The organism is Shouchella sp. JSM 1781072, from assembly GCF_041949915.1.
Lineage (GTDB): Bacteria > Bacillota > Bacilli > Bacillales > Bacillaceae_D > Shouchella.
Map to the genome: position 1 here is coordinate 25,234 of NZ_JBHFQE010000002.1, position 18,685 is coordinate 43,918.

An 18,685-nucleotide genomic window follows, 5' to 3' on the forward strand; every position below is an offset into this window, starting at 1 on the left:
CAACCTCCTAAAAATTATTCTCAGCTTTTTGAAGTAGCGGGTGTGCGCGATCTTTTTTTGATAGAATCGGTTGGCTACACGGCCACTCAATCGCTATTTCTGGATCGTTCCAACGAATGCCACGGTCCTTTGAAGGCGAATATAGTTGATCGACTTTGTAAGCCACAATGGTTTGATCCACTAACGTACAAAAACCATGGGCAAATCCTTTCGGTACAACGAGTTGCCTTTGATTATGCTCGCTTAAAATCACCCCAACCCATTGTTTATACGTTGGCGAATCTGTTCGAATATCGACTGCAACATCAAAAATCGCCCCTGTAACACAGCGGACAACTTTTAATTGTGCATCTGGAGCAAGTTGGTAGTGTAATCCTCTCAATGTCCCTGCTTGTTTAGAAAGAGATTGATTATCTTGTAAAAACGCTGTATGAATCCCTGCTTTTTCATAGACATCACGATTAAACGTTTCGACAAAATAGCCTCGATCATCAGCAAATACATTTGGTTCCAATACATAAACGCCTTCTAATTTGGTTTTGTGAACATCCATTCCTTATCCTCCCTCTGCCATTCTAAGCAGATATTGACCATATTCATTTTTCTTTAACGGCTGAGCTAATTCAATTAAGTCGGCTTTTGAAATATAATTCATTCGAAAGGCAATCTCTTCAATACAAGCGATTTTTAAACTTTGTCGTTTTTCAACAGTATGAATAAATTGAGATGCCTCTAGCAACGATTCATGTGTTCCAGTGTCTAGCCACGCCATGCCTCTGCCTAACTTTTCAACCCGAAGTTTTCCTTGATTTAAATACGTGACATTAATATCTGTAATTTCCAATTCACCACGTGCTGAAGGGTTAATCTCTTTAGCATATTGAACAACATGATGATCGAATATATACAAGCCTGTTACTGCGTAATGAGATTTTGGCTTAGCCGGCTTTTCTTCAATGGAAATCGCTTCATCGTTCTCATTAAATTCAACAACACCAAAGCGCTCCGGATCACGCACGTAGTACCCGAATACGGTTGCACCTTCGTTTCGATCAATTGCCTGTTTTAATCGTTCAGGTAACCCGTGCCCATAAAACAAATTGTCTCCTAAAACGAGTGTTACGCTTGAATTGCCAATAAACGCTTCCCCGATTAAAAAAGCTTGCGCCAATCCACCAGGCTCCGGTTGTATCGCATATTGAATGGAAATGCCCAGTTGAGAGCCATCACCGAGAACTTGCTCGTAACGTTCCGTATCTTCAGGCGTTGAGATGATTAAGAATTCTCGTATCTCAGCCAACATGAGTAATGATAATGTGTAATAAATCATCGGCTTATCGTAGATTGGAAGCAATTGCTTCGATGTCGCTTTTGTAATTGGGTATAACCTTGTGCCACTTCCACCTGCCAGAATTATGCCCTTCAGGTTAACCACATCCCTTATAAAAAAGTCCATATAAATGAATCTATGCAAGCAAAACAAAAAATCTGCATCATTTATGCAGATTTTTCGTTTAACGCTTTTCCTTTTTTCATGATCTTCACAACATAAAACATTAATACGCCAAACAGATAGAGGAAAAACCCGATGTGGAGAAATCCGACTAAAAAAACGTCCCCGCATCATGGTCGGAGACGTTTCATTTCATTATTCACTCTCGAGATATTGTAAATCGACAAGTCCGTCAATGTCTGTATTCGACATTTGTCCAGCTTCTTCACTAATCTGAGCCATCTCTTGTAAGACTTGTTCATTCACGTCCGTTGTTGGAAAAAGACGATCCAATGATAAACGAATTTCATCAAAATCGAGTTCATTTCCTGTCTCTTCTTGGATGTGGTCAACAAAGAGTTGTGCAGCTTCATCTGGGTTTTCAGCGACAAATTCTACTGCTTGCTCGTGCGCGCGTAAGTAGGCACGAGCCAAGTCACCATTCACGTCTAAAAACTCATGGCTCGCAGTAACAACTGTATTGGTTGAATCTTCTCCCCAACCAAATTCATCTGCATCTACGAGGAACGTTGCATTTAAATTATCTGCTAAAAAGCTTCCCCATGGCTCTTGTGTTGCTGCGGCATCTGCATCACCTTGTGAAAAAAGAATCGATGTGTCTGCTGGGGCTTGAGGAACAAAATTAATATCATCCGCATCTACGCCTGCATCAGCTAACTCTTTTCGTAACATAATATCTTGTGTCGATCCAATTGTGGGGATTGCGACGTTTGATCCAACTAAATCGGATACCGACTCTACACCTGAACCTTCACGTGCCATAATTACGGCACCACCATTAACCGCGCCTGCAATAATAGAATGGGCTTGATTTCTCGTATATGCATTCATTGCCGGAACTGGTCCAACTGTACCAATGTCAATTTCGTTAGCAGACATTGCCTCCATAAACTGCGCGCCATCTGGCACCGTCATCTTTGTGAAGCTTGCGTCATCTCCAAACTCCTCTTCAAAGTAACCATTTTCTAATGCGACAATTGTAGAAATATGCGTCAAGTTTGGAAAATAAGCGATTCGCACTTCCCCTTCTGTTGTACTATTTCCGCAAGCAGAAAGAGCAACCCCTGCTCCTACGGCTAATATTGACCCTTGTAAAAACTTCCTCATACGTTTTCTCTCCTTTAATTTAAACCAGGTTTCAAGCCCCATTTTTTCTGAACCGAGCGTTCCATACGTAAAAACACTAAATTATCCACAATCGTTCCAATAATCCCAATGACGATCATCACAGATAAAACTAAATCCATTTGTCCGAGGGATCGCCCGACTGTTAGTAAGTAACCAAGTCCACCCGCAGCAACAAAAAGCTCCCCTGCCATAATGGCACGCCATGCAAACGCCCATGCGGTTCGAACGCCAGAGATTAAGTGAGGGACAGAAGCAGGTAAAATGACCGTTCTTAATAAATGACTTCCACCTGATCCAAGTGTTTTTGCAACATTCATATAAAGACTTGGCACGTTTTTAAAACCTGTACTCGAACTAACCGTTACTGTCCATGTGGCGCCAATCGTGACAATGAACAGCAACGAAGCATTTCCATACCCAAACCAAATAATTGCTAGCGGCAGCCAAACAATACTTGGAATGGACTGAAGCGCTGTGACCAAAAATCCGAGTGTATCATCAACAAGTTTATAGCGAGCGATTAAATACCCTAATGTCAAACCAAGAATAATAGCAATAGCAAAGCCTATTAATAATCGTCCTAACGTAATTCCTGTTGCTGTAAGAATTTGACCCGATATTAGTCCATTAACAAATGTGCTAAGAACCGTTGTTCCACCAGACTCGAGTGGGAATAAAAGTGGTGGGAAAGAGCCTGGAGGAAAATTTCCGACTCTAGATGTTATCTCCCATATAGCCACGATTATCGCGATGAATACGATCCGTCTTATAGCTGTAGTCATCTCCAAACTCCTCCTTCAACACTTTTTCCATCTCTTCTTCAAGCTCTGCAAGAATACGACGCTCTAAATCAACGACATTACTATCTGCAGGGTCTCGTGGTAACGCGGCTTGCACCGGAAATTCGCGCTTAATTTTTCCAGGGCGCGTCCCCATTAAGACAATACGATTCGATAGCATAACCGCTTCTCGAATATTATGAGTAATAAATAAAATTGTCTTACCTGTATTTGCCCAAATTTCAAGCAATTCTTTATGCAATACCATTCTCGTTTGTTCATCTAGTGCAGCAAAGGGCTCATCCATTAACAAGATATCAGGGTCCATTACGAGCGCACGGGCAATTGCCACACGTTGCTTCATGCCGCCAGACAGTTCATGAGGAAATGATTTTGTAAAATTGCCAAGATGAACGGTTTTTAAACCTTCAAGCGCTTTTTTCTCGCTTTCTTCCTTCGATATGCCTTTTAATTTTAAACCATACGTTACATTATCAAGTACGTTCATCCATGGAAAAAGACCCGCTTCTTGGAAGACGACAACCCGGTCATTCCCTGGCTTCTTGACTTGCTTCCCTCCAGCAATGACTTCCCCTTCTGAAGGTGAATCAAGTCCAGCGATTAAATTTAAGATGGTTGATTTCCCACATCCTGAAGGACCTAACAGCGAAATAAAATCCCCTTCATTAATAGTGAGATTAATATCATTTAATACGTGTAAAGACTGCTTTTTATCTTTTTTAAACGATTTCTCTACCTTATTTAATTGTATTTGCATGTCTTCCACCTCGAATCCCAATAAATCCTACTATTATAATAAGAATTATAGTTTTTTTTAGTGTAAGCGATGTTGTGAGAATCGTCAATCAGAATTAACTTCTTTGGATAAAAAGATGTTTTGTACATAAAATAAGGGGGATATATAGAGGTCGACTTGTCACATATATAGATGTGTGTTATCATTCGAAACTTATGACTGAAATCAGGAGGAACAATTGAAAAATCTTAAACTAGACTGGCCTGTATTTGCAATTTCTGGTGGCTTCTTACTTTTATTTGTTATTGCTTCACTTGTAAATGCAGAATTTGTCGGCAACCTTGTTAACACGGGATTTGCTTGGTCGTCTCTAAACTTCGGGGCGTTTTGGCAAGTACTTATGATACTAACTTTTATCATTGCGGTATTTATGAGCCTTACCGAGCTCGGTAAGGTGCGTTTAGGTGATTCTCTTAAACCTAAATTCTCTTTCTTTAAATGGTTTGCGATGATCATGATCACTCTTTTAGCTGGTGGCGGCGTGTTTTGGGCAGCAGCTGAACCAATGTATCACTATTTAGATACACCACCGATGTTTGCAGAAACTGGCGGGGCAGCTACTGATATTCAAGCTGGTTTGTCTACAGGTTTCTTACACTGGGGCTTTCTTGCATGGAGTATTTTAGGAACCCTTGGTGTTGTCGTACTCATGTATGCAAAGAAAAAAGGACAACCCCTTAAGCCAAGAGCGTTACTTTATCCAATTTTCGGTGAAAAAATTATGCACAAAAGCGTCCTTGGTACATTGATTGATGTTTTTTCCATCTTAGCAGCTTGTGCAGGGACAATCGGACCAATTGGTTTCTTAGGACTTCAAGCAGGTTACGGATTGAACATGTTATTCGGTCTACCAGATACATTCGCAATCCAATTTGCGATGATCTTCTTCTTAGTCGGGATTGCCGCTGTATCAGCAGCTACAGGGATTAATAAAGGAATTCAGTGGTTAAGTCGTTTTAACGTCATTGTAACTGTTATTCTTGCCGCTGCAATCATCATTCTTGGACCTGCTCGCTTTATTATTGATTCTTTTGTAACAAGCTATGGTTCATACTTACAAAACTTCTTACCGATGAGTTTTTATCGTGGAGATGAAGGCTGGCTTTCCGGCTGGACGATCTTTTTCTGGGGTTGGTTTATTGGGTACGGACCGATTATGTCGATCTTTATCTCAAGAATTTCAGATGGAAGAACCATTCGAGAGCTATTCTTAACGGTTGCGTTTCTTGCACCGGTTGTAACGAACTTCTGGTTTACTGTTGTAGGCGGAACGGGTATTTTTTATGAAATAAACGATCCTGGCTCAGTAAGTAATCCATTGAATGAAGGCGGCTTACCTGCTTCCATCTTTGCGATTGTTAACCAGCTACCATTAGGAGCCGTATTTGCGTTCTTATTTATATTTGTTACGTGTGTATTCGTCGCAACAACAGCGGATTCCATTTCTTATTCCATTTCCATGATTATTACCGGAAAAGAAACGCCTGACCGCTACATTCGAATTTTCTGGGCACTCATTTTTGGTGCAGTTGCAGCCGTTCTTTTATATATCGGTGAAGGCAGTATTGATTCCCTTCAATCGTTTATCGTCATAACGGCCGTGCCGGTGTCTCTAGTTATGCTACCAACACTCTGGTTAGCACCTGTTACAGCAAAACGATTATTACGTTTACAAGAAAAAGAAGAAGCGAAGTGAGGGTGATCCTCACTCGCTTCTCTTTTTTATGAGCTTACGGATTGATTCCAATTCATTTGCAATTTGAAACAGAATACCTGCACACAATCCAATGATTGCGCCAAGAGATCCTGCGGCTATAAATCCGAGCAAAACGCCTACTACCATAGATCCAATAAGCGAACCATTCATTTCTGCAGTTCCCTCCAACCCTTATGTATGGCTGACAATTAGTTCTAGCTCTCCTTTTACTTCAAAGGTTGTTGCTTCCACTGGTAAAAGAAGGTGGTCGCCTTTCACTACACGATAGGACGCATTCGCTATCGTCAATTCACCCATTCCTTTAACAATAGACACTAATAAATAGTTTGCATCAAAAGCAGCGTTCCAATACGATCTCACTTGTCCATGATAAACGGTAAATTCGTTGGTTGTCACAAGCTCGGTCACTTTACACCCATCATTTTCTATTATTGTTTTCGTTTTCGTTTTATAGCGAATATCAGGAATTTGTGTGACCTCCATGGCTTTTTCAAGATGGAGTTCACGTTTCTGTCCGCTATCATCCGTTCGATCAAAATCATAGACACGATAGGTTGTATCCGAACTTTGCTGGGTTTCTAAAATAATCGTTCCTGCTCCAATTGCATGAATAGTACCGCTTGGCACATGGAAAAAATCACCTGCTTTAATTGGCACACGATTTAGCAGTGTCTCCCACTCATTTCGCTCCACTTTTTGTGTGAATGCTTCTACTGTCTGAGCAGTATGGCCGAGAATCAGCTCTGCCCCCTCTTCTGCATCAATGACGTACCAACATTCTGTTTTCCCATAAGCTTCATTTTTTTCTAGTGCAGCGGCTTGCTCATCATTCGGATGAACCTGAACAGAAAGATCCGCTGCAGCATCCAAAATTTTCACAAGTAAAGGGAATTCCCCTGAGGTTTTGCCACCAAAAAGCTCTGGTCGACTGTCCCAAAGTTCACGTAGTGACTTTCCTTCAAACTCACCTTCACGTACAACACTTAATCCATTTTGGTGTGCAGATATCCCCCAGCACTCACCTGTTTGCTTACTTGGTAATTCATAGCCAAATTGTGCGAGCTTTTGTCCTCCCCAAATTCTTTCTTGTAAAACGGGCTTAAAAAAAATTGGCCTTTTCATGAACATCTTTCACTCCTCTTCTTCTTCCCTCGTAATAAGCGTACCATATTCACACTACAAGGCAATATGAAAGGAGTGATCGCGAAAGGACGATAAAAAAAACTTCATGAATGATCTATCACCCATGAAGATTCTTTTCGTTGCTCCATTTAATTTGGTTATTGCTCCTGCTCGCGTCTTCGAAGATCAATGCGTCTTGTTTTTCCAGAAATCGTTTTCGGTAGTTCTTTAATGTATTCAATTTTCCTTGGGTATTTATAAGGAGCCGTCTCTTGTTTAACAAATTCCTGAAGTTCCTTTGTTAATTCATCCTTTGATTCAGGCTCCAGATTAAGCACCACATATGCTTTCACAATGCTTCCTCTCACTTCATCCGGGCTAGCGACAACCGCACATTCTTTCACAGCTGCGTGTTTTGTCAATGCATCCTCAACTTCAAACGGTCCAATTGTGTATCCTGATGAAATAATGATATCGTCGCCCCTACCTTCAAACCAAAAATAACCATCTTTATCACGCTTTGCTTGATCTCCCGTTACATAATAATCACCGATAAATGATGCCTTTGTGCGCTCTTCATCTTTATCGTATCGTTTAAAAAGCGCTGGTGAGTCTTTGTGTACAGCGATCATTCCAATTTCATCAACAGCTGTTTCTTGTCCCTCATCATTAATGATACACACCCCATTTCCAGGTGTAGGCATCCCCATCGATCCTGGTCGCGCTTCCATTCCGATCATCGTTCCAATGAGTAAGGTATTTTCTGTTTGACCGTATCCGTCCCTTACTGTAAAACCAAATTGGTCTTGGAAGGTCGAGATTACTGCCCGATTTAGAGGCTCGCCTGCAGAGACGGCTTGTCGAATCGAACGAAGCTCATAAGAAGCTAATGTTTTTTCCTTCGCGAGCATTCGATATTCAGTCGGCGTCGCACAAAAAACCGTTACCTGATGTTCTTGTAAAAGCGATAAGTATGTTTGTGCATCGAACGGTCCATCATAAATAAACGCCGTTGCACCCTTGCCAATAACAGATAAAAACGGGCTCCAGACCCATTTTTGCCAACCAGGAGCGGCTGTTGCCCAAACCGTATCTTCTTTTTGCACTCCAAGCCATTCTGTAGCTGCCGTCTGCAAATGCGCATACGCCCAGGCGTGGGTATGTACAACCGCTTTTGGATTGCCTGTTGTACCTGAAGTATAAGGCAAAAAGGCGACCTCATCTTTATGGGTTTCACACTCAAAGGAAACGCTTTCATTTATTGCTTTTTGAAGCAAATCTTCCCATCCACTTTCTTGACCGTTGACAATGATTTTGGTCTTCAAGGATGGCAGTGACTCCATCTTATCCACTTCTTCTGTTAAACCTGCATATGCAATAACTGCTGACGCTTCGGCATGGCGGATTCTAAAAGATAAATCTTTTGAACGAAGCATTCCTGAGCAAGGAATTATGACCAACCCTGCTTTTATACATGCTAAATAGGTTGCATAAGCTTCTGGCACCCGCGGAAATAAAAGCAGTACCCGATCCCCTTTTTGTAAATCCAATGAGCGAAATACATGTGCATATTGGTTCATCGCATTTAGTAATTGCTCATATGTCCATTCAACTTTATTCCCCTCTTTGTCTTGCCATAGCAGCGCTTTTTGCGAACGATCTACTTGTTGCTCTACTTCAACAGCAAGGTTGTACTGTTCCGGTATTACGTATGTCCCTTGAACCATTCAATCACTCCTCTCTGCACTCTATTATATAGATAATTCTGTCACTTTTAAAGCGATTCCTTTTTTATTCTTATGCACAGGGAAAACCCACGCAACTTAACGTGGGTCTTTTATACTTAAACAAATGATTTAACGTTCGTTTACTAACGCTTGATTTTGTTCATTAAAATAAACGGCTTTACCAGATTTCGCTGATTCGTAAATCGCTTCTAATATTTCGCTTACGACAAGGGCTTGCTCAGCTTTGACGACAGGCTCAGTATCATTGCGGACGGCATCAATCCATAAGCGTGCTTCTTTATCCGCCTGAGTCTCACTTCCGCCATCATAATACGCCACGCCACCGGCTTGTAAATCTGGTTTCGTGACATACAAACGGCTTAGTTTTTCGCCGTTAATTCTCAAACCATCACGCATATCTGCCCCAGCTTTCGTACCACAAAGCGTTGTTTTCGCTTCATCAACATCAAGTGTATTTAACGCCCAGCTCGCCTCTAGCGTGACCGTTGCGCCATTCTCCATTGTAATGAACGCAAACGCTGAGTCTTCTACTGTGAATTCCTTAGGGTCCCACGGCCCGAATGCATTCGCAGCATTTTCAGTATCTGACAGTTTATAATAAACGTTTCCAACCACACTCTTCACTTTGTAGTTATCAAGGGTCCATAAGGTTAGATCTAGCGCATGGGTCCCAATATCAATTAAAGGGCCGCCTCCTTGCTCTTCTTCATTTAAGAAAACGCCCCACGTTGGAACAGCTCTTCGACGTACAGCATGTGCTTTTGCGAAATAAATGTCGCCGAACTCACCTTCTTCAGCAAGTTGCTTTAGATATTGCGAATCTGGCCGATAGCGATTATCGTAACCGATCGTTAATTTTTTTCCAGTTCGCTTGGCTGTTTCTACCATCTCACGTGCTTCCGCTGCTGTTTTGGCCATCGGTTTTTCACACAAAACATGCTTTCCAGCTTCTAAAGAAGCAATCGAAATCGGAGCATGGGATTTATTCGGCGTACACACATGAATGACTTCAATCGACGTATCTTTTAATAATTCGTGATAATCTGTGTACACATCCGCTCCTTCCACTCCGAATGTTGCTGCAGCTTTAACCGCTTTATCTTTAACGATGTCACAGAAAGCAACGAGCTCTACCCCTTCTTGTTTAACCAGACTGGGCATTTGCTTGCCGTTTGCAATTCCTCCACAACCAATAATGCCAATTCGAATTGTCCGATCGTTCATTTTGCTCACCTCTATTTTTTAAGTAATTGCTTTAAATACGTTGCGCTTTCTTGAATTGATGCAAACTCATCTTGATCGAATTCTTCTTGCTCGACCGTATACCACTCCACAGCGTAAGCTTTTGCCGCTTGATGAATCGCGTTAAAATCCATCGCACCTGAACCCACTTCAACATTCCGTAATTCTGTCGGGTTGTTCATGTCTTTCATATGAAGAAGCTTTACTCGCTCTTTATATTTATGGAGCCAATCCACAGATTTAAGTCCTGTCGCTTCTAACCAAAATGTATCCAATTCCATAAAAACAGCTTTTGGATCAGCATACTGAAACAACAAGTCTAAGCCGTAATGACCGTCAAATTTCTTTAATTCGACATCATGATTATGATAGCCAAATGCGATGTTCGCTTCTGCCGTTTTTTCACCTATTTTTGTAAACAACTCAGCTGTTCGCTTATATGCATCTGCAGAATCACGATAAGAGTCGGGTAATCCTGGGCATACAATGTAAGGGCTTTCAATTTTATGTGAGTATTCAATTACTTTTTCCAACTGATTCTCGAGTTGGTCTATTCCAATATGACTTCCTGCAGCCCTTAAGCCAACATCCTTTAATTTACGCGCTACTTCTGTACTTGTTTTCTCATAATACCCAGCAAATTCAACGCCTTCATAGCCTGCTTCTGCTACCTTCTCCAGCGCACCAAAAAAATCCTCCGCACAACGTTCCTTTATTGAATAAAGTTGCAACCCAATCTTTGGCATCCATCCACCTCCATTGTACTGAATCTAATCTTAAGACTACCATGACTCTAAAATTGATTATATACTAAAACTATTCAATTATATAAAATATTTGTCATGGAGGTGCTTCTTCATGTTTGATCAAAGTCAGGCATACAGAGAAAAAAAGGTTTTAGGCAACGAAATTAAACAACCGATCCACTGTCACATTGAACAAAGCATGCCAGATCGCCGTATTGCTAGTCCTCATTTTCACGATGCAATTGAGCTTTTGTACGGCTTTTCAGGTTCAGCCTACGTATTTGTTAGCGGACAATCGTTTCGAATGGGCCCAGGTGATTTAATTATTATTAACTCCCAAGAGGTGCACGGGATCTTTGCCGAAAAAGGAGACGATGTCGAATACTTAGTCATTAAACTGGAGCCAGAAGTTCTTTATTCTACATCCCGTTCCTTGTTTGAATCAAAATATGTCCTGCCTTTTACAATGGCAAAATCAAGTCCGCAAACACTTTTACAACAAATTGAAGTAGCAAATACGAGTATCCCTGAAACGATAAACAACATCATGGCAGAGTTCTCAAAACAGGACTATGGGTTCGATTTTGCGATTCGCATCCACATCTGCTCCATTTTTTTAGCTGTATTACGACACTGGCGCCATGTCGGTATAACTGTTGGGATGAACGATGACTTAAGTGAAGACGACCTGTTACTGATGCGGCAAACCTTTCAACTGATTGAAAATCAATACAGCTTCCCTCTTACAGCAAAAGAAGCTGCAGATGCGTGTAATCTGAGCTATAGTTATTTTTCAAGAAAAATTAAAGCGATAACAGGCCGTTCTTTCACGGAACTTTTGAATTACGTCCGCATTACGGAAGCTGAGAAGTTGCTAACAACGACTGATTTATCCATTACAGATATTGCGGTTTCTGTCGGTTATACAAACACGAGTTATTTTATTTCGCAATTTAAACAAGCCAAGCATATTTCTCCATTACGATTTAAAAAAGCGACAAGTAAATCCTTATAAAATAAAACATTTTTGTCTTGACAGTTTCAATCTCGCTAGCTAGTATGAAAACTAATTCAAACGAAGGAGGAAGTTTCATGATACGAGTTGCGTTATTAAGCCGCTGGCATGTGCACGCGGATGATTATGCGAGAGAAGCAAGTCAACACCCTTCGATTCAACTAACAACGGTTTGGGACGAAGATCCAGCTAGAGGAAAGCGATGGGCAGATGAGTTAAACGTAGACTTCGAAAACAGTCTCGAATTCACCCTTGCTCGCGATGATGTGGACGCCGTGATTGTTGATACACCAACGTCTATGCACAAAGAAGTCATTATTGCTGCCGCAAAAGCGAAAAAACATATTTTTTCCGAAAAAGTGTTAGCGCTTACGGAAAAGGATTGCGAAGACATTTTTTCTGCAGTAGAAGAACACAACGTATCGTTAATGCTCTCATTACCTCGGTTAAATGATCCCACATATCTGTACGCTGAGAATGCTGTTCAAGATGGACTGCTCGGAGATGTTACGTCCATTCGTTGTCGCCTTGAACACGGAGGGGCACTCGCAACGAAATCCCATCCAAACGGCTGGCTCCCTGCCCATTTTTTCAATAAAGAACAATGTGGCGGTGGTGCGTTAATTGATTTAGGTGCACACCCCATTTATTTAACGAATCGATTTGGTGGTCAAGCAGTCTCTGTCTATGCAGAAATGAACGCCTTTACGAATCGGACTGTTGATGATCATTCTACAGTTATTGTCCGTTATGCATCTGGCGCAACAGCTACGATTGAAGCTGGCTTTATCGCTTCAAAAAGTCCATTTATTCTCGAATTGCACGGTACAAAAGGGTCCATTTTGGTGGAAGAACGAGCTTTACGAATTCAGTCAACGGAGCTAGAGGAAGAAGGCTGGATCACGCCCGATTTACCAGAACAAGCAGCAAGTGCAATGAATCAATGGGTTGACGAGATTCTTACAGGAACAAAACCTCGTATTACAAAAGAGGATATGCGTGTATTGACTCGTATTAACGAAGCAGCGATTGCTTCCTCCAAAACAGCAAAGCGCGTAAGCTTAAATAGCGAAGCACACGCCTCTGTTTAATGGAACGACTACGAGGGGATAGTATTCGTAAGAGGTGATACAGATGAACAATCAAGTAACAGTCTTTTACGACGCACGCTGTCCTCTCTGTCAAACGGTCAAGAAAAGTTTGCGTGTTTTTGATACACATAATCAGTTACGGTGGGTTCCTGTTCAAGAAGTTCGCGCTTCCACCAGACTAAAGGCACGACAACTATTTGCCGATATGGAAAAGGAGATTTATGTGCTGACAAAAGATGAGCGTGTACGGGTAGGCTTTGCTGCCATACGAGACATACTTGCACACTTACCTGCTTTAAAATGGCTCGCTTTTCTGATGCAGCCGCGATTTATAGAAGCAATTGGGCAACCAGTTTATCAATTTATCTCTCACCGAAGACATGCTTGGTTTGGACAGACCGATTACATCCGACCTGTCTCAGTCTAATGAATCGGAAAAAACGGTTTCTCCACAAAGGGTAAACCGTTTTTTTGCGTTACATTTTCAAGTTGACCGCATAAGATAGTCTAGAGTCTATACACAAGGAGGAACCCATCCTTGTTTAAAAAAGAAGCATCACCTACAATGTTTGATCAGCTTCGAGAAGATAAAAAAAGACGCTACCCGAATCAACCGCAGCTTAATGAAAATGGAAATCTGGATACTGAAGACGAAGACAATCATTCCTTAATATTCTTCGGTCTCTGGGTCACTGCAGTCGGAACGATTTTTAACGCCATTGCTGCGACGACTCGAACCGATTTAGAAGATGCGTTACGCTCGAACTTTTCGATCTATGGTAATACACTTGAAACAGCTGGTAATGCCCTTGTGGCAGAAGGATATGGAACTTATGGACCAGATAAATATGGCAGTTATATCATTACGATCGGCTCTCTAACCGCACTATATGCTGATATTGGAAATCTTACTGACGAAGAAGTTATTCGAACTGCTCTGAGTGGCGCACTCATTGAAGGATTAGGTACGTCCTATGCCTTATTTGGAGTTGAGCCTCCTGAAGACCCTACAGCTTTTGAAATTTACACGATTTATTCAGCTCTGCTACAACTATTCGGCAACGGCTTTGAAGCTTTTGGCGGAATTACAGAGCTTCAAGGTGGAAACGGGGAACCACTTTATGAAATTGGAACGATTTTGCAAGCCATTGGTGCGATTCTGACTGGCTTATTTTATGAGGGAGGCAATCGATTTAACTAACCTTCTCACTTCAATTCATGTTTCAGCCATAAAATTGTCTCTCTCACCCCTATTTCATAAGGAGTAGGCTCCCAACCGCCAAAATAATGTCTTAGCTTGCTGCTATCCAAATAAACTGGTGTTTCCATTAAATACATCATCTCTACCAATTCCTTCATTTGCTTTGAAAACAAGCCTAGAAATCGGATCATCGGTCTCTTAACAATGCGAAACCCTTTCGTTGTGTTTGTTTCGGTACGAATGTGCGCCAGAAGCGTCTCTCCTTTTATCACGCTTCCACTGACATTCCAGTTTTGATTGTAGCAATCATCTTGTAACGACAGATCAGTAATTGCCTTAGCTGCATCCATTGTAAAAAGATACTCTCTATGTTGTGTCGCACAGCCTATATAATTTGCTTTTTTGGATTGAATGGCTAGTCGTAATGTCTCGTGAATTAACGTATTCTCAGCATACGGACCGTAAAGATCTGGTAAGTGCACAATTAATACAGGCAAGCCACTTTGAAACAATCGCTGCTCCATTTGTAAACGAATCTTGCCCTTCTTTGTATTCGGCTGTTTGACCGTCTCTTCTGAAACGTGCATGCTTTTGTTTCCATACCCGTAAATATTGTCGGCAAGGATGAGCTTCTTATTTTCTTCCTTAGCAACCTTTATAAGAAGGTCGATGCAATGTAGCTGTTTAACTTCCCATTCACTATAAGGAAAATTTAGTGCATGGTAAACTGCATCTGCTTGAGCAACTGCTCGCCGAATGTCACTTTCGTCTAAAGCATCTCCAATGAAGATTTCCGCATTCTGTTCGATCCCAAACATTGCGGACAACTTGCTTTCGTTACGTGCAAATGCGTTTACATGTACGCCTCTTGATAGTAGTTCTTTCGTTAACGCATATCCTACCCCGCCTGTTGCTCCTAGCACCGTTACTCGTTTCATTATATATACCCTCCTATTTGACCAGTGGTCAATTATTTTTATTAAAAAAGCCGAACTACGCGGCTCGTTTAATTCATGATTGCCCGCTTCAAAAAATGCACGTGTTTTTGCGCAGCATCTTGTACGTCTGCGAAATCCTTTACTCTGTAAAGATAGTGCGCTACAAATCCATGTAAGGCAATAAAGGTTGAGTAAATATCAGCTATTGATGCCTGCTTATTCGATAACTTATTTAGCATAATAGAAAATTGGTCATAACTTTCATTCGCTGCTCGCTTCGATAGCGCATCAATTTCTTTCTCTTTGACCATAAACATGAACTCGTAATATTGTTGGTGATTTAAACCAAATTCAATATATCCAAGAAGCAGCTGGGTTAACTTCTCATCTTGGCTTAAGTATTGTGCTTCGGCCCTATTCATTTGTTCATTTAACTTATCAAAATAAAAAGAAACGACTTCATAAAATAGCTCAGCTTTATTGTTAAAGTGGTAATATAAAGCACCATGACTACATTGAAGATCCTTTGCAAGCGAACGCATGGAGACATGTCGATATCCGTTAGCCTGAAATTGAATACTTGCGGCTGATACAATTGCTTCTTTTGTTAATTCATTTTCTGTCTTACGTCTTGGCGTCATAGGTATCCTCACTAAATTTAATTGACCATTGGTTAATTAATATTTTATTACTTCGATTATGTATTGTCAACAAAAAAACAGAAAATTATTTTTTCTCTATACTTTCTCACCGCAAGTACGCTGCTCTTTTTGAAAATAGACTAACTCCACGCTGCCTTTTACAACTTTCCGCTCTACAAACTGATACCCCGATGATCGGTACAGGCAAATCGCTGGCGTATTTTTAGCTCCTGTTGCGACTTTTAACAGTTGCGAAGGTTTTGTTTTACTTTCGACATAGTGTAACAATGCTTTTGCGATTCCTTTTCGAAAATGATTAGGGTCGACCATCATTCTTGTCACTTCAACAAGCTCATTTTCGACGGAAATCGATACTGCTCCTACGACATCATCACCTTCAAGATAAGCATAAAACGTTTCATTTGATTTAAGAAATTGTTCAAATGATTCCATGAGCGGCGGAATCTCATAAAATTCAAGCATATCGGCTTCAATTTGATAGGCAACTTTTTGAAGTCTATATAGATTTTTCGTTAGATCGTTGTTTGCTAGATTCAATGCTGTAATCATTTCTGATACCTCCTTATCAACATTTTACAAAAAAAATGCGCTTAAATAGATTTACAATTTGTGGTACGATAGACAAGATTATCAGCCTTATGATCCTGAATAGGAGACAGATTTTTAAATGATCCTGTTCTTGTACTTTTTTGTTGCCTATGCCTTTGGGTGTTTAAACGGAGCATACTACATTGGAAAACTTTTTTTCAAACAAGATATTCGAGCGTTAGGAAGTAAAAATGCAGGTGCGCGAAATATAGGAAGATTATTCGGAAGAATCGCTTTTCTTTCCGTAATCGCCATTGACACATTAAAAACCATTGTACCATTACTTTTTGCTATCCATATTCTTGGATTAGATAACTTGGCGCTATATTTTATTGCCATTGGCATTATGATCGGCCATCTTTACCCAGTGCAATTAAACGGACATGGAGGTAAAGGCATTGTTGTTTATTTAGCTTGTGTACTTGTCTTTTCTCCCACTCTGCTCCTTATAGTAGGTGTACTAATAGGGATAAGTAAACTTTGTGGAATAAAAACAACATCATCTGCACCAATTGCTTTTATCCTTCTACCATTTCTATTTCTTTATAAATCCACAATTGACTATGCATTCCTTTTCTTTATTTTAACAGGCATTATTCTGTTTGTTTACAAAAAGGAGAGAACTTAAGTGACTGAATCAGACCTATACGTTAAGATTGCGGACGAAAACAACGAGTTTGAACAAATATATCAACTAAACTATCAAACATTCGTGGAGGAAATTCCTCAACATCTCCCTAATTCACAAGAGAAATTAATCGATCGTTTTAATTCTGAAAACGTCTATATAATTGCCAAAATTGATGAAGATGTTATTGGGATGATCTGTGTTCGAGAAAAACGTCCGTTTTCATTAGATCAAAAACTAGATTGTTTAGACGATGTCGTTGATCTAACAGGAAAACCTTGCGAAATTCGCTTATTAGCCATTTGCGAGAAATATCGCCGCGGTACAATTTTTTATCGCCTCGTCTACGAACTCGTTTCATATTGTCTTGCTCAACAATATACGATCGCACTAATTTCCGGTACAACGAGACAAATCCATTTATACAAAAAAATGGGTTTTCTTCCGTTTGGACCACTAGTTGGTCATAGGGATGCACAGTTTCAACCCATGTTCTTAAATGAGGAAAATTTCAGTAAAAAATCGCTCGTTTATAAGCGCATTATCAAGAGACATGAACGCTCATCTTATACAAAACAGTCTTTTCTTCCTGGACCAGTCTCCATTCCGAACGATGTACAAGAAGCGTTTACTGCTGAGCCTATTTCCCATCGAGATCCACAATTTGTGACTCTAATGAAGCAAGTCAAACATGGACTTCTTCGTCGAACGAATGCGAAACACGTTCAGATTGCGATGGGGACAGGGACTATGGCAAACGAGATGATTGCGGCACAACTTTCGATACTTGGAGGCAAAGGACTTATCCTTGCTTGCGGGGAATTTGGTGAACGTTTAATTGCACAAGGGACTCGTTGGGGGTTGAATTTTGATACCATCGAGCACGAGGATTGGTCGTCAATTTCTATTACACAAATACAACGGAGACTCGAACAAATAGGTCCTATTAAATGGTTATGGACCGTTCACTGCGAAACATCAACTGGGTATCTGTTTCCAATTGAGGGGCTAACCATGCTTTGCGATCAATATAACTTCAGACTATGTCTCGATGCATGCTCAAGCTTAGGTACATTACCAATTAACCTTGCAAACGTTTATTTGGCAAGTAGCGTCAGTGGCAAGGGACTTGCTTCTTACCCTGGACTTGCGCTGCTCTTTCATCAAGAATCGATCGAACCTTCAAAACATCTACCCGCATATTTAGATGCTGGTTATTATCAAAAGAATGAGGGCGTTCCTTTTACATATTCATCAAACTTAATCCTGGCTTTGGAACAAGCGTTGACGCATCATCATTGCTCAGAAAATCTCTATAAGCGCTTGCTAAAAAAACTATGCGAAGAAAAAATAGATGTCCTGAAACATGAGACTTATTCCCCAGCCATTCTATCAATTAAACTACCTAAAGATCTACCTTCAAAAAAAGTTGGCGATTCTTTAAAGAAAGCATCTATTATAGTTAGCTATGAAAGTCATTACTTACTTAATCGAAACGTCATACAGCTTGCATTAATGGGTTCGATGAAAGAAAAAAATGTCTTAACTGTAGTAGAAATTTTAATTAAAACCTTTCAAACATTACGAAAGCAGGCGTCGACCTTATGAGATCTTTTCCTCATCATTTTGTGAAGGCTCATTTTTTACTTATCGCTCTTTTTACTCTGACATTCAAAACATTAATAACTAGTTTTTTGGGTTTCTCATTACCCCTACATAGTTTTTTGGATTGGCTTCTTTTTTTAATAAG

General features: G+C 40.6%; 20 protein-coding genes. 7 read left to right on the forward strand and 13 right to left on the reverse strand.

Features of this window, described 5'->3' with window-relative positions; genetic code table 11:
• Window positions 1-7 precede the first annotated feature (7 nt).
• The 5 genes from rfbC to ACE1TH_RS09470 form a co-directional block, all read right to left on the reverse strand.
• Entirely contained in the window at window positions 8-553 is a 546-nt protein-coding gene (rfbC, locus tag ACE1TH_RS09450; protein ID WP_099302207.1) for a dTDP-4-dehydrorhamnose 3,5-epimerase, read from the reverse strand.
• Between the two features lie 3 nt (window positions 554-556).
• Window positions 557-1,426 carry a glucose-1-phosphate thymidylyltransferase RfbA gene (gene rfbA / locus ACE1TH_RS09455; RefSeq protein ID WP_099303398.1) on the reverse strand — a complete coding sequence of 290 codons (870 nt, stop codon included), beginning with the start codon at window positions 1,424-1,426 and terminating at the stop codon, window positions 557-559.
• A gap of 222 nt (window positions 1,427-1,648) precedes the next feature.
• Complete coding sequence (locus ACE1TH_RS09460) at window positions 1,649-2,620, reverse strand: ABC transporter substrate-binding protein (RefSeq protein ID WP_099302208.1); 972 nt, start codon at window positions 2,618-2,620, stop codon at window positions 1,649-1,651.
• Window positions 2,621-2,634: 14 nt separating this feature from the next.
• The gene (locus ACE1TH_RS09465; protein ID WP_099302209.1) at window positions 2,635-3,423 is read right to left on the reverse strand and encodes an ABC transporter permease; all 789 of its coding nucleotides are present in this window, start codon (window positions 3,421-3,423) and stop codon (window positions 2,635-2,637) included.
• Window positions 3,356-4,198: an ABC transporter ATP-binding protein gene (locus ACE1TH_RS09470; protein ID WP_099302210.1), complete on the reverse strand. Its 843-nt coding sequence runs from the start codon at window positions 4,196-4,198 to the stop codon at window positions 3,356-3,358. The genes ACE1TH_RS09465 and ACE1TH_RS09470 overlap by 68 nt, the downstream gene beginning before the upstream one ends.
• A gap of 217 nt (window positions 4,199-4,415) precedes the next feature.
• On the opposite strand from ACE1TH_RS09470, the gene ACE1TH_RS09475 reads away from it, so the two are divergent.
• Window positions 4,416-5,933, forward strand: coding sequence for a BCCT family transporter (locus ACE1TH_RS09475; RefSeq protein WP_255224837.1), 1,518 nt, complete (start codon window positions 4,416-4,418; stop codon window positions 5,931-5,933).
• 9 nt (window positions 5,934-5,942) lie between these two features.
• On the opposite strand, the gene ACE1TH_RS09480 is transcribed toward ACE1TH_RS09475, so the two are convergent.
• From ACE1TH_RS09480 to ACE1TH_RS09500, 5 genes are all read right to left on the reverse strand, one after another.
• Window positions 5,943-6,104: a hypothetical protein gene (locus tag ACE1TH_RS09480; RefSeq protein WP_176554336.1), complete on the reverse strand. Its 162-nt coding sequence runs from the start codon at window positions 6,102-6,104 to the stop codon at window positions 5,943-5,945.
• A gap of 21 nt (window positions 6,105-6,125) precedes the next feature.
• Window positions 6,126-7,076: a mannose-6-phosphate isomerase, class I gene (gene manA, locus ACE1TH_RS09485; RefSeq protein WP_375078821.1), complete on the reverse strand. Its 951-nt coding sequence runs from the start codon at window positions 7,074-7,076 to the stop codon at window positions 6,126-6,128.
• Window positions 7,077-7,234: 158 nt separating this feature from the next.
• The gene (locus ACE1TH_RS09490) at window positions 7,235-8,803 is read right to left on the reverse strand and encodes an acetate--CoA ligase (protein ID WP_375078822.1); all 1,569 of its coding nucleotides are present in this window, start codon (window positions 8,801-8,803) and stop codon (window positions 7,235-7,237) included.
• Between the two features lie 129 nt (window positions 8,804-8,932).
• Window positions 8,933-10,048, reverse strand: a complete 1,116-nt coding sequence (locus tag ACE1TH_RS09495; protein WP_375078823.1) for a Gfo/Idh/MocA family protein — start codon at window positions 10,046-10,048, stop codon at window positions 8,933-8,935.
• A gap of 11 nt (window positions 10,049-10,059) precedes the next feature.
• On the reverse strand, window positions 10,060-10,812 hold the full coding sequence (locus ACE1TH_RS09500; RefSeq protein ID WP_375078824.1) for a sugar phosphate isomerase/epimerase family protein: 753 nt from the start codon (window positions 10,810-10,812) through the stop codon (window positions 10,060-10,062).
• Between the two features lie 112 nt (window positions 10,813-10,924).
• Between ACE1TH_RS09500 and ACE1TH_RS09505 the strand changes: the two genes are divergently transcribed.
• The 4 genes from ACE1TH_RS09505 to ACE1TH_RS09520 all read left to right on the forward strand — a co-directional run bounded on the left by ACE1TH_RS09505 (window position 10,925) and on the right by ACE1TH_RS09520 (window position 14,119).
• Entirely contained in the window at window positions 10,925-11,827 is a 903-nt protein-coding gene (locus ACE1TH_RS09505; RefSeq protein ID WP_099302215.1) for an AraC family transcriptional regulator, read from the forward strand.
• A gap of 77 nt (window positions 11,828-11,904) precedes the next feature.
• A complete protein-coding gene (locus tag ACE1TH_RS09510) occupies window positions 11,905-12,918 on the forward strand; it encodes a Gfo/Idh/MocA family protein (protein ID WP_375078825.1) in 1,014 nt (337 codons plus the stop codon).
• 43 nt (window positions 12,919-12,961) lie between these two features.
• On the forward strand, window positions 12,962-13,345 hold the full coding sequence (locus tag ACE1TH_RS09515) for a thiol-disulfide oxidoreductase DCC family protein (protein WP_375078826.1): 384 nt from the start codon (window positions 12,962-12,964) through the stop codon (window positions 13,343-13,345).
• A 111-nt stretch (window positions 13,346-13,456) separates the two neighbouring features.
• Window positions 13,457-14,119 (forward strand): DUF6944 family repetitive protein, encoded by a 663-nt coding sequence (locus tag ACE1TH_RS09520; RefSeq protein WP_375078827.1) that lies wholly within the window; start codon window positions 13,457-13,459, stop codon window positions 14,117-14,119.
• Window positions 14,120-14,124: 5 nt separating this feature from the next.
• Here ACE1TH_RS09520 and ACE1TH_RS09525 read toward each other — a convergent pair whose 3' ends face one another.
• From ACE1TH_RS09525 to ACE1TH_RS09535, 3 genes are all read right to left on the reverse strand, one after another.
• On the reverse strand, window positions 14,125-15,057 hold the full coding sequence (locus ACE1TH_RS09525; protein ID WP_375078828.1) for an SDR family NAD(P)-dependent oxidoreductase: 933 nt from the start codon (window positions 15,055-15,057) through the stop codon (window positions 14,125-14,127).
• A 68-nt stretch (window positions 15,058-15,125) separates the two neighbouring features.
• A complete protein-coding gene (locus ACE1TH_RS09530; protein WP_375078829.1) occupies window positions 15,126-15,698 on the reverse strand; it encodes a TetR/AcrR family transcriptional regulator in 573 nt (190 codons plus the stop codon).
• Between the two features lie 96 nt (window positions 15,699-15,794).
• Window positions 15,795-16,268, reverse strand: coding sequence for a GNAT family N-acetyltransferase (locus tag ACE1TH_RS09535; RefSeq protein WP_375078830.1), 474 nt, complete (start codon window positions 16,266-16,268; stop codon window positions 15,795-15,797).
• Window positions 16,269-16,386: 118 nt separating this feature from the next.
• Between ACE1TH_RS09535 and ACE1TH_RS09540 the strand changes: the two genes are divergently transcribed.
• Together ACE1TH_RS09540 and ACE1TH_RS09545 are read left to right on the forward strand one after the other, a co-directional pair.
• A complete protein-coding gene (locus tag ACE1TH_RS09540) occupies window positions 16,387-16,935 on the forward strand; it encodes a glycerol-3-phosphate acyltransferase (RefSeq protein WP_375078831.1) in 549 nt (182 codons plus the stop codon).
• Window positions 16,936-18,543, forward strand: a complete 1,608-nt coding sequence (locus tag ACE1TH_RS09545; protein ID WP_375078832.1) for a GNAT family N-acetyltransferase — start codon at window positions 16,936-16,938, stop codon at window positions 18,541-18,543.
• Window positions 18,544-18,685: the final 142 nt, after the last annotated feature.

Coding starts and splice junctions, on each gene's coding strand:
- manA (WP_375078821.1), bottom strand. CDS start 7,076: ATGAAAAGGCCAATTTTTTTTAAGCCCGTTTTACAAGAAAGAATTTGG.
- ACE1TH_RS09495 (WP_375078823.1), bottom strand. CDS start 10,048: ATGAACGATCGGACAATTCGAATTGGCATTATTGGTTGTGGAGGAATT.
- ACE1TH_RS09465 (WP_099302209.1), bottom strand. CDS start 3,423: ATGACTACAGCTATAAGACGGATCGTATTCATCGCGATAATCGTGGCT.
- ACE1TH_RS09540 (WP_375078831.1), top strand. CDS start 16,387: ATGATCCTGTTCTTGTACTTTTTTGTTGCCTATGCCTTTGGGTGTTTA.
- ACE1TH_RS09470 (WP_099302210.1), bottom strand. CDS start 4,198: ATGCAAATACAATTAAATAAGGTAGAGAAATCGTTTAAAAAAGATAAA.
- ACE1TH_RS09505 (WP_099302215.1), top strand. CDS start 10,925: ATGTTTGATCAAAGTCAGGCATACAGAGAAAAAAAGGTTTTAGGCAAC.
- ACE1TH_RS09460 (WP_099302208.1), bottom strand. CDS start 2,620: ATGAGGAAGTTTTTACAAGGGTCAATATTAGCCGTAGGAGCAGGGGTT.
- ACE1TH_RS09525 (WP_375078828.1), bottom strand. CDS start 15,057: ATGAAACGAGTAACGGTGCTAGGAGCAACAGGCGGGGTAGGATATGCG.
- rfbC (WP_099302207.1), bottom strand. CDS start 553: ATGGATGTTCACAAAACCAAATTAGAAGGCGTTTATGTATTGGAACCA.
- ACE1TH_RS09500 (WP_375078824.1), bottom strand. CDS start 10,812: ATGCCAAAGATTGGGTTGCAACTTTATTCAATAAAGGAACGTTGTGCG.
- ACE1TH_RS09530 (WP_375078829.1), bottom strand. CDS start 15,698: ATGACGCCAAGACGTAAGACAGAAAATGAATTAACAAAAGAAGCAATT.
- ACE1TH_RS09515 (WP_375078826.1), top strand. CDS start 12,962: ATGAACAATCAAGTAACAGTCTTTTACGACGCACGCTGTCCTCTCTGT.
- ACE1TH_RS09510 (WP_375078825.1), top strand. CDS start 11,905: ATGATACGAGTTGCGTTATTAAGCCGCTGGCATGTGCACGCGGATGAT.
- ACE1TH_RS09480 (WP_176554336.1), bottom strand. CDS start 6,104: ATGAATGGTTCGCTTATTGGATCTATGGTAGTAGGCGTTTTGCTCGGA.
- ACE1TH_RS09535 (WP_375078830.1), bottom strand. CDS start 16,268: ATGATTACAGCATTGAATCTAGCAAACAACGATCTAACGAAAAATCTA.
- ACE1TH_RS09490 (WP_375078822.1), bottom strand. CDS start 8,803: ATGGTTCAAGGGACATACGTAATACCGGAACAGTACAACCTTGCTGTT.